This window comes from Pseudomonas sp. Irchel s3f7 (assembly GCF_900187615.1).
In the GTDB taxonomy this organism is placed as follows: domain Bacteria; phylum Pseudomonadota; class Gammaproteobacteria; order Pseudomonadales; family Pseudomonadaceae; genus Aquipseudomonas.
In genome coordinates this window covers 75,197-89,749 of record NZ_FYDO01000014.1, presented here as the reverse complement: position 1 = coordinate 89,749, position 14,553 = coordinate 75,197, and the positions used below count along the sequence as shown (strand labels likewise).

General features: G+C 59.7%; 14 protein-coding genes. 4 read left to right on the top strand and 10 right to left on the bottom strand.

Annotated features, from left to right (window positions below; genetic code table 11):
* Window positions 1-2: 2 nt before the first annotated feature.
* Together pfkB and ptsP are read right to left on the bottom strand one after the other, a co-directional pair.
* Window positions 3-944, bottom strand: coding sequence for a 1-phosphofructokinase (pfkB, locus tag CKW19_RS14155; RefSeq protein ID WP_095058391.1), 942 nt, complete (start codon window positions 942-944; stop codon window positions 3-5).
* Window positions 944-3,805, bottom strand: a complete 2,862-nt coding sequence (gene ptsP, locus CKW19_RS14150) for a phosphoenolpyruvate--protein phosphotransferase (RefSeq protein WP_095058390.1) — start codon at window positions 3,803-3,805, stop codon at window positions 944-946. Before ptsP ends, pfkB begins: the two co-directional genes overlap by 1 nt.
* 289 nt (window positions 3,806-4,094) lie before the next feature.
* On the opposite strand from ptsP, the gene cra reads away from it, so the two are divergent.
* Both cra and CKW19_RS14140 read left to right on the top strand, forming a co-directional pair.
* The gene (gene cra / locus CKW19_RS14145; RefSeq protein WP_095058389.1) at window positions 4,095-5,090 is read left to right on the top strand and encodes a catabolite repressor/activator; all 996 of its coding nucleotides are present in this window, start codon (window positions 4,095-4,097) and stop codon (window positions 5,088-5,090) included.
* A 3-nt stretch (window positions 5,091-5,093) separates the two neighbouring features.
* Window positions 5,094-5,873, top strand: a complete 780-nt coding sequence (locus tag CKW19_RS14140; protein ID WP_095058388.1) for a TatD family hydrolase — start codon at window positions 5,094-5,096, stop codon at window positions 5,871-5,873.
* Between the two features lie 108 nt (window positions 5,874-5,981).
* On the opposite strand, the gene CKW19_RS29535 is transcribed toward CKW19_RS14140, so the two are convergent.
* The 3 genes from CKW19_RS29535 to ampD all read right to left on the bottom strand — a co-directional run bounded on the left by CKW19_RS29535 (window position 5,982) and on the right by ampD (window position 9,596).
* Entirely contained in the window at window positions 5,982-6,686 is a 705-nt protein-coding gene (locus CKW19_RS29535) for a methyl-accepting chemotaxis protein (RefSeq protein WP_371856349.1), read from the bottom strand.
* Between the two features lie 1,513 nt (window positions 6,687-8,199).
* Window positions 8,200-9,039 carry a regulatory signaling modulator protein AmpE gene (gene ampE / locus CKW19_RS14130; RefSeq protein WP_095058386.1) on the bottom strand — a complete coding sequence of 280 codons (840 nt, stop codon included), beginning with the start codon at window positions 9,037-9,039 and terminating at the stop codon, window positions 8,200-8,202.
* A complete protein-coding gene (gene ampD / locus CKW19_RS14125) occupies window positions 9,036-9,596 on the bottom strand; it encodes a 1,6-anhydro-N-acetylmuramyl-L-alanine amidase AmpD (protein ID WP_095058385.1) in 561 nt (186 codons plus the stop codon). Before ampD ends, ampE begins: the two co-directional genes overlap by 4 nt.
* A gap of 214 nt (window positions 9,597-9,810) precedes the next feature.
* Here ampD and nadC point away from each other — a divergent pair, with 214 nt between their 5' ends.
* Complete coding sequence (gene nadC / locus CKW19_RS14120; RefSeq protein ID WP_095058384.1) at window positions 9,811-10,659, top strand: carboxylating nicotinate-nucleotide diphosphorylase; 849 nt, start codon at window positions 9,811-9,813, stop codon at window positions 10,657-10,659.
* A gap of 51 nt (window positions 10,660-10,710) precedes the next feature.
* Here the strand turns inward: nadC and CKW19_RS14115 are convergent, their stop codons facing one another.
* On the bottom strand, window positions 10,711-11,016 hold the full coding sequence (locus CKW19_RS14115) for a DUF6388 family protein (RefSeq protein ID WP_095058383.1): 306 nt from the start codon (window positions 11,014-11,016) through the stop codon (window positions 10,711-10,713).
* A gap of 497 nt (window positions 11,017-11,513) precedes the next feature.
* Between CKW19_RS14115 and CKW19_RS14110 the strand changes: the two genes are divergently transcribed.
* Window positions 11,514-11,741, top strand: coding sequence for a Mor transcription activator family protein (locus tag CKW19_RS14110; RefSeq protein ID WP_095058382.1), 228 nt, complete (start codon window positions 11,514-11,516; stop codon window positions 11,739-11,741).
* A 120-nt stretch (window positions 11,742-11,861) separates the two neighbouring features.
* On the opposite strand, the gene CKW19_RS14105 is transcribed toward CKW19_RS14110, so the two are convergent.
* The 4 genes from CKW19_RS14105 to CKW19_RS14090 form a co-directional block, all read right to left on the bottom strand.
* The gene (locus CKW19_RS14105; RefSeq protein ID WP_095058381.1) at window positions 11,862-12,101 is read right to left on the bottom strand and encodes a pyocin S6 family toxin immunity protein; all 240 of its coding nucleotides are present in this window, start codon (window positions 12,099-12,101) and stop codon (window positions 11,862-11,864) included.
* 15 nt (window positions 12,102-12,116) lie between these two features.
* Complete coding sequence (locus CKW19_RS14100) at window positions 12,117-13,178, bottom strand: S-type pyocin domain-containing protein (protein WP_095058380.1); 1,062 nt, start codon at window positions 13,176-13,178, stop codon at window positions 12,117-12,119.
* Between the two features lie 169 nt (window positions 13,179-13,347).
* Window positions 13,348-13,587: a pyocin S6 family toxin immunity protein gene (locus CKW19_RS14095; RefSeq protein ID WP_095058379.1), complete on the bottom strand. Its 240-nt coding sequence runs from the start codon at window positions 13,585-13,587 to the stop codon at window positions 13,348-13,350.
* A 15-nt stretch (window positions 13,588-13,602) separates the two neighbouring features.
* The coding region (locus tag CKW19_RS14090) for an S-type pyocin domain-containing protein (protein WP_095058378.1) at window positions 13,603-14,553 on the bottom strand (951 nt) is incomplete at its 5' end.

The window sequence follows — 14,553 nt, the reverse complement described above, 5'->3', positions numbered from 1 at the left end:
TCTTATTGTTCTGTCAGGGGACGCACGCGCACACCCTGTTCGAGCCGCGCCAGCTGCGCCGCATCGTCAATGCCGAAACCGATCTGGGTCACCGCCATCGCGGCAATCGCCGTGGCCGTGCGCAAGGTTTGCTCGGGCGTGTCGGCACTGAGCAAACCGTGAAGCATCCCCGCGAGCAACGAATCGCCTGCGCCCACCGTGCTGGCGACGCGGACCTTGGGCGGCGTGGCATGCAGCGCCGAGCCAACACTGAACCAGTTCACACCTTCGGCACCGTGGGAAATCACCACATGCTCGATGCCCTGGGCGTGCAAACGCTCCGCCGCTTCAGCCTGGGCAACGACCGACACCACGTCGCAGCCCAACACTTCTGCCAGTTCTTCAGTGTTGGGCTTGATCAGCCACGGCGCCGCGTTGAGCCCGGCACGCAGCGCATCGCCGCTGGTGTCGAGGGCAACGTTCAAACCCAGGCTTTTCAATCGCACAATCAGCGCCTGCAACCATTCAGGGCTGACACCCTGCGGCAGGCTACCGGCGACAACGACCGCGTCATGCCCCGGTGCGATCTGCTCCAGTCTTTCGATCAACGCCTGCTGCGCCGCTGCATCGACGTGTGGGCCGGGGCCGTTGATGTCAGTGATGCGTCCATCGCTTTCCGCCAGTTTGATGTTGCTGCGAATCTCGCCGGGAACACGGATGAAAGCATCGACAAAGCCGCGTTTGGCGAACAGGGTTTCGAACGCTTGCAGGTTGTCTTCGCCGAGAAAACCGCTGACGGTCAGTTGATGCCCGAGGTCGGCCAACACCTGTGCCACGTTCACGCCTTTACCGGCCGCGTGGGTGTGCATGACGTCGCTGCGGTTGACCTGACCAGCGTCCAGGCGTGGCAGCTGGACGGTGAGGTCCAGCGCCGGGTTGAGGGTCAGGGTGAGAATCCGGGCCATTACAGGGCCTCCACTAATGCGCGCACTTCATCGGCGCTGCCCACGGCCAGGGCCTGTTGGGCGAGGGTTTGAGTCTGAGTGAAGCTGAGTTCGCGAATCCGCGCCTTGACCTCGGCGATGCTGCGACCGCCGACACTGAGTTCATCCACACCCAGCCCGACCAGCACCGGCACCGCCAGCGGATCAGCCGCCAACTCACCGCACACACCCACCCATTTGCCATTGGCATGGGCTGCTCGCACGGTGATGTCGATCAGTTGCAGCACGGCTGGATGCAAGCCATCCGCCTGGCCTGACAGGGTCGGATGGCCGCGATCGATGGCCAGGGTGTATTGCGTCAGGTCGTTGGTGCCGACGCTGAAGAAGTCGACCTCTTTGGCCAAAACAGGCGCCAGCAATGCGGCGGACGGAACTTCGATCATGATCCCCAGTTGCAGGTCGGCGACCGGGATTTCCAGGCGCAGGCGCTCCGTCATGTCTCGGGCCTGCCGCCACTCGTCAACGCTGCCGACCATCGGGAACATGATCCGCAATGGACGGTTGTCGGCCGACCGCAGCAAGGCGCGCAACTGCGCTTCCATGATCTTCGGGCGCTGCAAGGTCAGGCGAATGCCGCGCACGCCGAGGAACGGGTTTTCTTCCTTGGCGATCGGCCAGTACGGCAGCGGTTTGTCACCGCCGACGTCGAGGGTGCGCACCACCAGCGGGCGCCCGGCCAAACCATCGAGAACACGGCGGTACTCGGCTTCCTGGGTCGCTTCGTCCGGCGCTTGCGGATGCGCCATGAAAATCAGTTCGGTGCGCAGCAGGCCGATACCTTCGGCGCCCTGCTCCACCGCGCGGGTGACACCGGCGCTTTCACCGAGATTGGCGAACACTTCGACAGCGTGGCCATCGCTGGTCAGCGCCGGTAGATGACGTTGTTCGGCGGCGGCCGTCAGGCGTTGTTCACGTGAGTCACGTTCGGCGGTGGCGCGTTGCAAGGTCGCGGCATCGGCATCCACATGCAGGCGACCGCGCTGTCCATCGAGCAACAACGGCGTGCCCGGCGCCAGTAGCAACACCGCCGGCCCGGCGCCCACCAGCGCCGGAATCCCCAGCGCCCGGGCAACAATCGCGCTGTGCGCTGTCGCACCGCCGCGGGCCGTGAGAATCCCGGCCACACGCGCCGGATCCAGACGTGCCACATCGGACGGGCCGACTTCATCCATCACCAGAATGTAGGGCTGATCGGGTTCGCTCGGAGTTTCGATGCCGCACAGTTGCGCCAGCACGCGGCGACCGATGTCGCGCAAATCAGCGGCGCGCTCGGCGAGCAACGCATCGTGCAGCGCTTCCTGTTGCCTGGCGGCCGCTTCAATCACGGCCATCCACGCAGCTTCGGCGCTTTCGCCCTGCTTGAGACGGGTGTCGACTTCGTCGGTCAGTTCCGGATCGTCGAGCATTTCCTGGTGGGTGATGAAGATCTCGCGGATCGCCTTGGCCTGGCTGCGCTCGATCAAGCCCTGAATGTCCTGGCGTACTTGCGCCAATGCGTGCTTGAGTCGCTCGCGCTCGATGGCGGCGGACTCACCGCGCAGCGGGTAATCGATGGTTTGCAGCACTTGGATGTGAGCCGGGCCGATGGCGATGCCCGGCGCGGCGGCGATGGCCTGGACCTGGCTGCCGGAGGCCGGTGCGAGCAGTACCTCGGCGATATCGGCCGGCACTTCGGAGGGCGCAATCACTGCCGGCAATGGCTCGACCTCTTCACCCAGGCCTTCTTCGATGGCGGCCAGCAATGCGGGCAATGCATCGGCAGCGATGCTCGGCTCGGCGATGATTTCCAGCACCTGACCGCGGCGGGCGCCGAGGCTGAGCAACTTGCTCAAACTCTTCACCGACACGGCGCTGTCCTGACCATCGACAATGCGCACGCGGATTTCACCGTCAAAACTTTTCGCCAGTTGCGCGAGGATCTTCGCCGGGCGTGCATGCAGACCGTGGGCGTTGGCCAGCGCGATGCGTGCGCTCGGCCAATCGGCCGGCAATTCACCGCCGAGCACTTCCAACACCTTGCGACTGCTGGTGGCGCGGCCCAGTTCGTGGCCACGGCCTTCAATCAGCAACGCGCACAAACGCTCGAGCAACGCCTGATGGGCTTCACCCAGGCTGGCCAGGCAGAACAAACCATTGAGCGGCTGGCCGAGATAGCGCAGCGGTTTGTCCGGCGTCACGAAAGCCAGGCCCGGACGCTTCACCGTTTGCTCGCTGTGCAACCACCACAGCCCCTCGCCCAGCGGCAGCGCTTCGACCTGCTGCAACACGGCGGCAAAACCGTTGCTCACGCAGTCGGCGTGGCGCAACAGACGTGCGCCACGCCAGACCAACTCTTCGAAGTCTTCAGCGGCCACACCGAGGCCGATCATCTGCGCATCCAGCGCCAGTTCCTGCGGCGCGCCCTGGAGCAATTTCAGCAACGCTTCAGCAGAGCTGGCGCGGCGCAGGGCCTGGCCCAGATCCGTCTCACCGAGCGCGCGGGTCAGCAGTTGCAAGAGACGCAGGTGCTCGTCGGACTTGGCGGCAATTCCAATCGCCAGATAGACGATATGACCATCGCCCCAATCCACCCCTTCAGGGAACTGCATCAGCCGCACGCCTGTGGTGAACACCTGATCGCGGGTTTGTGGCGTGCCGTGGGGGATGGCAATGCCTTGACCGAGAAAGGTCGAGCCCTGGGCCTCCCGCGCCTGCAATCCGGCGAGATAACCTTCGGCAACCAGGCCGTCGGCGACCAGATGCCCGGCCAGCAACTGCAACGCTGCGGACTTATCCACAGCCGATTGGCCCATGGATATCTGCTCTACAGTGAGCTCGAGCATGCGTTCTCCTTTTTGGCGCCTTGGGGCACCAGGTATTGTTTTGAATGGATCAGCTTAGGCGCTTGGTCGTTACATTTGGCGGTTTTACGGCAGCACCGGCCAAAGGCGCTTAAAGCGTAGAAAATACGCTTGCTGAAACGTTTAATCTAGAATAAATGGCACGTTACTCGATAATGACCCATCCTTGAAGCTCAACTTGTCGGATGCATTGCAACCGGGTCGCCTGGCTGAATCGGTTAGGATTGACGAAAATCTCGAGGCTAGCTCGAAAAAACAAGGAAACAGCGGGTTGAAACTCAGTGATATTGCCCAGTTGGCCGGTGTGTCCGTTACCACCGCCAGCTACGTCATCAATGGCAAGGCCGAACAGCAGCGCATCAGCCGTGCCACCGTTGATCGCGTGCGCGCCGTCGTCGAACAACACGGCTTCACGCCCAATCCTCAAGCGGCCGGTTTGCGCAGCCGACACACCCGAACATTGGGCTTCATTCTGCCGGATCTGGAAAACCCCAGTTACGCGCGCATCGCCAAATTGCTGGAACAAGGTGCACGGGCTCGGGGCTATCAGTTGCTGATCGCCAGTTCCGATGATGCACCAGACAGCGAACGGCAATTACTGCAACTGTTCCGTGCCCGGCGCTGCGATGCCTTGATTGTCGCCAGTTGCCTGCCGGCCGGTGACGACAGCTATCGTCAGTTGCAAGCCAAGGGCATTCCGATCATCGCCATCGACCGGGTCATGGATCCTGAGCACTTTTGCTCGGTGATCAGCGACGACCGCGAGGCCAGCCTGCAATTGACCCGCAGCCTGCTCGATCCTTTGCCCAAACAGATCGTGCTGATCGGTGCCCGCCCTGAGCTGAGCATCAGTCAGGAACGCGCCGCCGGGTTCAAAGAGGCTCTGGCCGGTTTCAACGGTGAGGTGCTGATCGAAGAAGGCGAGTCCTTCAGCCGCGAGTGCGGCAAGCAACTGATGGAAGATCTGCTGCAGCGCCTGGGGCACTTGCCCGATGCGTTGGTGACGACTTCCTACGTGCTGCTCCAGGGTGTGTTCGACGCCTTGCACGACTTCCCGCTGAAAAACCGTCCGCTACGCCTCGGCACGTTCGGTGACACGCAACTGCTGGACTTCCTGCCGCTGCCGGTCAACGCCATGTCCCAACAACATCAGCTGATTGCCGACAAGGCCCTCGCGCTGGCACTGGCCGCCATCGAACAGTCCGATTACCAGCCTGGCGTGCAAGCCATCGGGCGGACGTTCAAGCAGCGGATTCGTCAGGACTGAGCCGTGGAACTGATCGACACCCACACCCATCTGGATTTTCCGGATTTTGACGCTGACCGCCAGGCGCTGATGGCCGAAAGCCGCGCACTCGGGGTGCGGCGAATGGTGGTGCTGGGGGTTTATCAAGGCAATTGGCAACGGGTCTGGGAGCGGGTGCAAAGCGATCCCGACCTGTATGCGGCGTTCGGTTTGCATCCGGTGTATCTGAACGATCATCGCCCTGAAGACTTGAGCGAACTCGGCGATTGGCTGACCCGTCTGGCCGGCCATCGGCAACTGTGCGCTGTGGGCGAAATCGGTCTGGACTATTTCATCGAAACCCTCGACCGCGAACGCCAGCAGGCATTGTTCGACGCACAGCTACAACTGGCGGCGGACTTCAATCTTCCAGCACTGATCCATGTACGGCGCAGTCATGCCGCGGTGATTGCCACGCTCAAACGCTTCAAGCTCAAACGCGCCGGCATCATCCACGCCTTTGCCGGCAGCAAGGAAGAAGCCCGGGAATACATCAAGCTGGGTTTCAAGCTGGGGCTCGGCGGTGCCGCGACCTGGCCTCAAGCACTGCGCATGCACCGCGTGCTCGCCGAGCTGCCGCTGGATGCTGTGGTATTGGAAACCGATGCCCCGGACATGGCGCCCGCCATGTTCCCCGGCCAACGCAACAGCCCGGCGCATTTGCCGGCGATCTGCGCGGCACTGGCCGACATCATGGCGATCACCCCCGAGCAATTGGCCGTAGCCAGTACGGCCAATGCTTGCGAGTTGTTTAACTGGTCATAACTGCCAGCACCAGCCAACTGTGGGAGCAACTGTCTTAACCATGTCCTTCGTCGCCTGACACGCCACCATCGCTGGCAAGCCAGCTCCCACAGGGTCCCGGGACACTTTTCAAACCCTAAACGCGCTGATCAACTGCTTCAACTCCACCACCTGCGCCGATAACGCTCGGCTGGCATCTTCGGTCTGGTGCGCGCCTTCAGCAGTACGCTCGCCGGCGCGGTTGATCTCGACGATGTTCTGGTCGATGTCGTGAGCCACAGCGGTTTGCTGTTCCACCGCCGCTGCGATTTGCTGGTTCTGGTCGACGATCATGCCGACTGCACCGAGGATATTTTCAAGCGCCTGCTGGACCTTCTCTGAATGGCTCACCGTGCCATTGGCCATCTGATGGCTGGTGCCCATGGCCTTGACTGCTGCGCCGACGCCACCGTGGAGCTTGGTGATCATCTGCTCGATTTCTTCGGTCGATTGCTGGGTGCGTTTGGCCAGGGTCCGGACTTCGTCCGCCACCACCGCAAAACCACGGCCCTGCTCACCGGCCCGTGCGGCTTCAATCGCCGCGTTGAGCGCCAACAGGTTGGTCTGCTCGGCGATGCTCTTGATCACTTCCAGCACGCGGCTGATGGACTGACTGTCACTGGCCAGTTGATTGATCACCACCACCGATTGATCGATTTCACTGGCGAGCGCCGCAATACTGCCTTGCTGGGACTCGACCAGGCCGCGCCCGCTGATGGTCTCGTCATTGACGCTGTGGGCGCTGCTCACCGCCGCGGCGGCACTGCGCGCAACCTCTTGGGAGGTCGCCGACATCTGGTTCATCGCCGTCGCTACTTGCTCGATCTGCGTGCGCTGGCCGGCGACGGCCTGGTTGCTCTGCGCGGATACGTTTTCCACCTGCCCGGCCTGACGCTCGACTTCGCTGACGGTGTGTCCGACCCGCTCGATCAGGTCATGGATTTTTTTCACCGTGCCGTTGAACACCTCGCCCAACTCGCCCAGTTCATCGCGACTGTTGGCACTGAAGGTCACGGTCATGTCGCCCGCCGCCACTTTGTCCATCACCGCCCCCAAGCGTTTGAGCGTGGTGCGGGTCGAGGCATAGAACGCGCCGTAGAGATAAAAAATCAACACGAACACCACCGACAGCGCCACGGCCTGCAGGATCATGTGCGTGCGGTTCTGCTCCAGCCGTTGCTGCAATTGAGGGCCGAGAAACTTCAGGGTCGCTTCGTTGAGCTGGTAGGTCTGATCGATCAAGACCGTCACTTGATCGTAAAAGCCCTGCCATGGCGTATCGAGGGTGTCGGCCATGACCACCTGTTCTTCGAACAGCTCACTGGCCTTCTTCAAGGATGCCCGGCTGCTATCGGCCTGGGCGGCCAGGGTCGCGCGCGCCGCCGGGCTGGAGCTCAAAGCGTCCTGCAACTTCAGGCCATACTCGGCCTGGAGCTTTTCAATCTGCGCCAGTAACTCATCGAAACGGGTACTCGAAGCCGAGTTGATAAACCCCTGCCCCAGCGAATAAGAACCCATCGCCCGACCTTCTCCCAGAATCTGAGTGACGCGCGGGGTGACGAGGGTAACGAGTTCGCTGAGTTGACGAATGTCGCTCTGGTTATCGCGGCTCAGACCGGCCTGACCGGTGATGACCTGGCTGAAAACCTGGGCATTGCTCACCAGTTTGCCGATCAGCGCACTTTTGCTTTGCAGGGAGCTTTCCGCTTGCTGGGTCTTGAATGCGGCGATCATTTCATCGCGTTTGCCATCAAACACCGCGACCTGCTCGGGGTCGGTGGTCATCGCCGTCAGCCCTTGCAGGCGCGTCAGAATATTTTGTTCAAGGGCACTGATTTTCGACTCGACGTTACTGGCCTTGCCGGACTGACCCAGCGTGACGTTGATCTGCACCAGATTGTTCAGGGTTTCCAGATCGCGACGCAATGTCAGGCTGCTGCCCAACAGGTCCAGGCTTTGCAGTTCGACCTGCGTACCCTGGAATTCGCGATAGGAGTCACGCACCAGATAAAAGTTGGTCACCAGCATCGGCACCAGGAACAGTACGCTGATCAGACTGAACTTCATGCCGAAACTCAGCCGATTCATCAGCGCGACAGCGGGATAGAGCAAGCTCTTCACTGGGTGTCTCCCTTCGATTTCTTATTTTTTTTATAAGCAGGCGCAGAACGACAGCAGATAGCCACTATGCGGCGCTATCTCTGTATAACTTAAATCGGCGGAAGGTTTTGTAACTTAAGGTAAACGGCAAAAGATCGCAGACACCGGCAGCGCCAGATGAATGCGATCTTTTATTTCCAGGCGCAAATCAGGGCCGAAAAACAGTCCATAGCGCAAATCCGGCATACCACAGCACGGCGGCACGCAGCAGCAGTTCCCAGAGCCGGTCCAGGTTGTTGATGCCCTCAGGCCCCACCACCGGAGCCGGGATTTCACCCGCTACCAGCCCAACCTTTTCGATCAGCTGCGCGGCGCTGATGTTCCAGTTCAGCAACTCATGCAACATCACCCGGCTGACCGCCACGAAATTGCCGACCAGGGCAACGCTCGCCGCCAGCAGGCGTACCGGCACCCAATCGAACGCATGACGCAGCTGGGCCGCACGCTCGACGACGGCCGGGTTCCGGGAATGCTCTTGCGCCAGTGCCAGCAATCGATAACTCAGCGCCGCCACCGGGCCGAGCAGGAAATACCAGAAAATCACCGCAAAGAAGCTCTGGTACGCCTCCCAGAGCAAATGCCCCTCGACCTTTTCCAGCAGTTGCTCGGCACTGTCTGCGCAAATGCCGAGATCTCGATTGGCCACATGAGCCGCGCCTTGCAGATCCTCTCGACGCCAGGCATCGCGAAACGGTCCAAGATCCGCCAGCAAATCACCCCGCCCCAGGCTGTAGATAACCACCAGCAGGTGAATCGGCAACGCCAGCAATCCATAGGCCACCGGTTCCAGTACCACCAGCAACAAGCCCAGCAACGCGACCGGCAGCAGCACCAAGACCGTCAATACCAGCCACGGGCGGTTCTCCAGTCGCGGGTTGGTTTCAAGCTTGTTCAGCTCGCGTACCCAGCCACCATCGTGCTGAATCCTGTGGCGCAGGGCCGAGAACTTCTCGATCCAGACCGCCAACAGCAACACCAGAAAACTCATTGTCCTTCCTCTTGTGCCAGGGCGGTACGATAGCGTGCCCAGTCGAACGCCGGCCCCGGATCGGTTTTGCGCCCGGGTGCAATGTCGCTATGCCCGCAGATGCGCTGTGTCGTAATGGCCGTGTAGGTCTTTTGCAGTTGTCGGGTCAGGGCGGTCAATGCGCGGTATTGCGCATCGGTGAATGGCAGATCATCCGTGCCTTCAAGCTCGATGCCCACCGAAAAATCGTTACAGGTTTCCCGCCCTTCGAAACACGAGATACCCGCGTGCCATGCCCGCTCAAGGCAAGAGACAAACTGGGTGACGGCCCCATCACGCTCGATCAAAAAGTGCGCAGACACACGCAGGTCAGCAATCCCCTCAAAGTAGGGATGTTCCGTGACATCCAGACGATTCTGGAAAAACTCCTGCACCTTGCCGGTGGCGAACTGCGCTGGCGGCAGGCTGATGTTATGGATCACCAACAGGGAAACTTCGCCCTCAGGGCGCGCATTGAAGTTGGGCGAGGGGCATAACTTCGCGCCCTGACACCAACCGCTCGCGGGGTCCAACTGCATACCGGTTCCTTCTACGACGACAGTGTTGGCAACAGTATGCCGCGATAGACCCTCCGGGCGCGATCACTTGCCGCGATTGAGGTGTTTGAGAGGCCTGTCACCACAAGCGATTGGTCACGCATTCGACCAAATGCAGAACTTGAGCCCATCGGGTGTCTTGGGTCGAGGCCCGCCATGCCCCTATAATCGAGCCACTTTGTTTGTGGAGTCCGTTATGCCGAATCTACGTCTCGCCGATCTGACCGCCGAAATCGAAGCCAACGTACGCCGTGCGTTGCGTGAAGACATCGGCAGCGGCGACATCACCGCGCAGTTGATCCCGGCCGAACGCCTGGCTAAAGCCACCATCATTACCCGGGACGCGGCCGTCATCAGCGGTACTGCCTGGGTAGATACCGTGTTTCGGCAACTGGACCCTCGGGTGGCGGTGCACTGGCAAGTCGCTGATGGCGAACGGGTGGTACCCAATCAGGTGCTGTTCCACCTCGAAGGTCCGGCGCGCTCACTGCTGACGGGCGAACGCAGTGCCCTGAACTTCCTGCAAATGCTCTCGGGCGTGGCCACTCGCGCGCAATACCTGGCGGATTTCGTCGCCGAAACCCAGGTCAAGCTGCTCGATACCCGCAAGACCCTGCCGGGGCTGCGCCTGGCGCAAAAGTACGCCGTGACCTGCGGCGGGTGCCACAACCACCGCATCGGCCTGTATGACGCCTTCCTGATCAAGGAAAACCATATTGCTGCCAGCGGTGGCATCCCTGAAGCCATCGCTGCCGCACACAAGATCGCACCGGGCAAACCGGTAGAGATTGAAGTTGAAAGCCTGGACGAACTGAAGGAAGCGCTGGCGGCCGGTGCCGACATCATCATGCTCGACGAACTGAGCCTGGATGACATGCGCGAAGCCGTACGCTTGAACGCAGGCAAGGCAAAACTGGAGGCCAGCGGCGGAATCAACGAAAGCACGTTGCTGCCGATTGCGCAGACCGGGGTGGACTACATCTCGATTGGTGCGATGACCAAGGACGTGAAGGCGGTAGACCTGTCGATGCGCCTGAGTATCTGAATGCTTCTTGCGAAATGAAAAACGCCAGCCCTTTCGAGGCTGGCGTTTTTGTCAGACCACCAGATTGTTCATCTCGCAGTACTCTTCCCACGCGACACCCAGGACTTCGGCCGCTTCCTTGTGCAGAGCAAGGCGTTTGGCTTCGAACTCTTCAGGGGTTGAGGTGTACTTGAGTGTCAGCTCCCACGGCTGCAAGCCCTGAGCCTCCGCTTCGTCCTCGAACGCCCACTGGATCTGGTCTTTCTGATCGTCGGCAGGCAAGTCCTTGATCTCTTCCATCAACTCGGGCGCGTCCAGCACATACTTTTTCAGCGCTTCTTCGTGACGGGCTTCTTGGGTCAATTCTTTAACGGTCATGGCGTTCTCGCTGATCTGGGGAATGGAAGATGGATCTGGATCATCAAGGATCTCTCTGACGCAAAAAACCGTATGAAGCGCGGTTGTCTGGCCTTCAGAACCATTCGGGATCATCTGAAAACAAGTGTTGCTGGTGCCGAGACAGGAACCAAACCAACCCACTCAACACCCTATATTTGCTGACAACAGAATCGTTCAATTACAAAATGGGTACTCACTTGGGAACTCAGTTGCAAAAAAACAGACGCCTCCCAGCCATCACGACAATAGTTCCGATCAGCGCGGATAACAATCATGACCGACACAAATACAGAGCATCGCCCGAACGCGACAAGCGACGCCAGCCAAAAACCACTCAGCGGCTTTGATGGGTTGGTGCACAGGCTTGGGGCCGACAAAGCGCTTGGATTGGTTGAGAGGCTGGGTGGGACCACATCAGGGTGCCCGTGGGATTACAGCAGCGCCCGCTGGAACAATTCGCAAAGACCGTTGGAAACATGCATCTGGCAAAGCTGCTGGTGCAGCATTACGGCGGCACGTCGCTGTATCTCTCGTCGCGCACCGCTGCCAGAAAGCTGTTACGCAATAGGTCCATATGTCTGGCCGTCGAAAACGGCGTTGCCCAGGGGCGTTCAATTGGTTCAATCGTGACGGGAATAGCGCTCGAGTACGCCCTGTCTGAGCGTCAAGTTTGGGTAATCCTGGGGACGGCGCCAAGCGACTAACAACCCGAAGCCATCCCGCCTCCCCCCACTTTAAAAACCGTAAATACACTACAGAAGCCGGTGCATTTCATCCCGGCCAGCGCATTTAGTGTGCTTGATGCCCGCTCATGATCGGCGTTGCTATGCTCGTACTCCGATGAATAGGTCCAGACTCGTCGGCAATTGCTCATTGATTGCTACGGCAATCTGCTGCACTTGCGTTCTGGTTAGCGGAAGCTCGCCATCAGCCTCTGCCGCTAAATCCTGCCAGCCCAGCACCGCCATAACTGCTTGCTCAAACTCAGGACTTATATCGAGTTCAAATTTGATGGAATCATCTTCGTCGTGTTCCGCCAGAAAACCCGTAATCTCTAAAAACATTTTTGCTCTCCGATATCACTTTGATGTAGTGCGCCCCGGTTCAGCATCTTTGGTTTGCACCCCCGTGTCAGGGTCGAATTCTCCCAAATGCTTACCTTGCTTGTCGTATAGCTCAACCCTGCCGTTTTCATAATCCCATTCATAAATTTTGCCCTTACGATCTTTCCAACGACTTCGTTTTTTGCCTCCACCTTGGACGCTCGACATCTGTTTTGCGCGTGTTGCGTCTGGAAACGCAGTCAGTCCCTTGGGCGCGGGGTGATAGCTGTGATCGCCGCCAATAGGTCGAGCGAATACCACATACAGCGACTTCAGGCCGGTCTCAACAGGGAACACCAGAATGCAGTCATCAGTGGTGATGTTCTCGCCTGGCAAGCCTTCAACCTGACTGTCAACACCATCAGCAATCGGGTGTACTAGGATGGTGCCCAGGTGCGCGCCGCTGTTGTCGGGATAGGTCAACGGCGGCATCAAACCCAATGGCCCGCGCTGAGGCGTCCAGAGAATGGTGAGGCCATTGAGCGTGGCTTCCATTGCGGTTTTGGTGGCGTTCCATTTGACCTGCACGGTACGCACGGAATCATCACCTGATGCGCCAGTGTGGATGCCATACACCTGTAGCACGCCCTCGGCATCACGACGGAACTGGAAACGTACACGGGTGGTGGCTTGAGTCATGGTGCGCAGCTGCTCATCAGTGTGCAGCGTGCCGTCTCCCATTTTGCTGGGGAGCATGCCCAAAATAAAAACACTGGCCGGACCGGCTGCCCCGCGCAACACCCAATTCATGCGGTTTTGCATGATGCCACCACCGGCCATTCGACCTAGCCCGGCGTCGGCGCCGATGGCCATTGCAATCGCCGTAGAAGCATCAGGCAGCAGCATCGAAGCTGCCACCATGACCGTCCCAAAATTGGAGGCAGGCTCCGGGGTCGCGCCTGCCTCGGTGCGACACCAGTTTTCAGAGGTGCAGGACTTCGCAAAAACTTGGTCGGTGCGTGCTTTCGGACGCGCCAATCTTCCTTGGCTGACCGTCAGGTTTGGGTAATCCTTGGGGTGGCGCCAAGCGATTAACACCAGGCGCCATCCCGCCTCATCCCGTTTTATCCCGGCTCATCCCACTTTGACAGCCGCCAGTACCATACGAACGCCGGAGCACAGCAGTGCACTTCATCCCGGTTCAATGCACATCAGTGCAGTTGTTTGAGGTACTGATCCAGGTCTCAACAGGCGCCCGCAATGCGACTTAAGCCTCTACAGCGATGAATAGATCTAGATCGCTTGGTAGCAGCTCATCAACCGCAACCGCAATTCTTTGAGATTGCTCGTCCGTTAGCAGCCACTCGCCATCAGGGCTTTCTGCAAGGCTTTTCCACCCCATTACCTCCAGTACAGCTTGTTCAGAGCCTAGCCCTACGTCTAACTCATACTTCAGCGCGGTGTCGTCGCTGTCGCCCTTCAAAAAACCAGTGATGCATAGATGCATGATTTTCCCCTTTAATTACTTCGGTGTTTTTCGGCCAGGCTCGGCGTCTTTTGTTCGCTCTCCCGTTTCAGGGTTGAACTCTCCGAGATGCTTGCCTTGCTTGTCGTATAGCTCAACCCTTCCATTCTCGGAGTCCCATTCATAGATCCGGCCCTTGCGATCTCTCCAGCGTCTGCGCAGGCCGCCGCCGCCCTTTACCGAGTTTTTTGACTTGTCCCTCACTGCATCTGGGAAAGCCGTCAGCCCTTTGGGGGCTGGGTGATAGCTGTGGTCGCCGCCAATAGGTCGTGCGAACACCACATACAGCGACTTCAGGCCTGTATCAACAGGGAACACTAGAATGCAGTCATCAGTGGTGATGTTCTCGCCTGGCAAGCCTTCAATCTGACTGTCGATACCATCGGCAATCGGGTGTACCAGGATCGTGCCCAGGTGCGCGCCGCTGTTGTCGGGATAGGTCAACGGCGGCATCAAACCCAATGGCCCGCGCTGAGGCGTCCAGAGAATGGTGAGGCCATTGAGCGTGGCTTCCATTGCGGTTTTGGTGGCGTTCCATTTGACCTGCACGGTACGCACGGAATCATCACCTGATGCGCCAGTGTGGATGCCATACACCTGTAGCACGCCCTCGGCATCACGACGGAACTGGAAACGTACACGGGTGGTGGCTTGAGTCATGGTGCGCAGTTGCTCATCAGTGTGCAGCGTACCGTCCCCCATTTTGCTGGGGAGCATCCCCATAACAAAAATGCTGGCTGGCCCAGCCGCCCCGCGCAACACCCAATTCATGCGGTTTTGCATGATGCCACCACCGGCCATTCGACCTAGCCCAGCATCGGCGCCGATGGCCATTGCAATCGCCGTAGAAGCGTCAGGCAGCAGCATCGAAGCTGCCACCATGACCGTCCCAAAATTGGAGGCAGGCTCCGGGGTCGCGCCTGCCTCGGTGCGACACCAGTTTTCAGG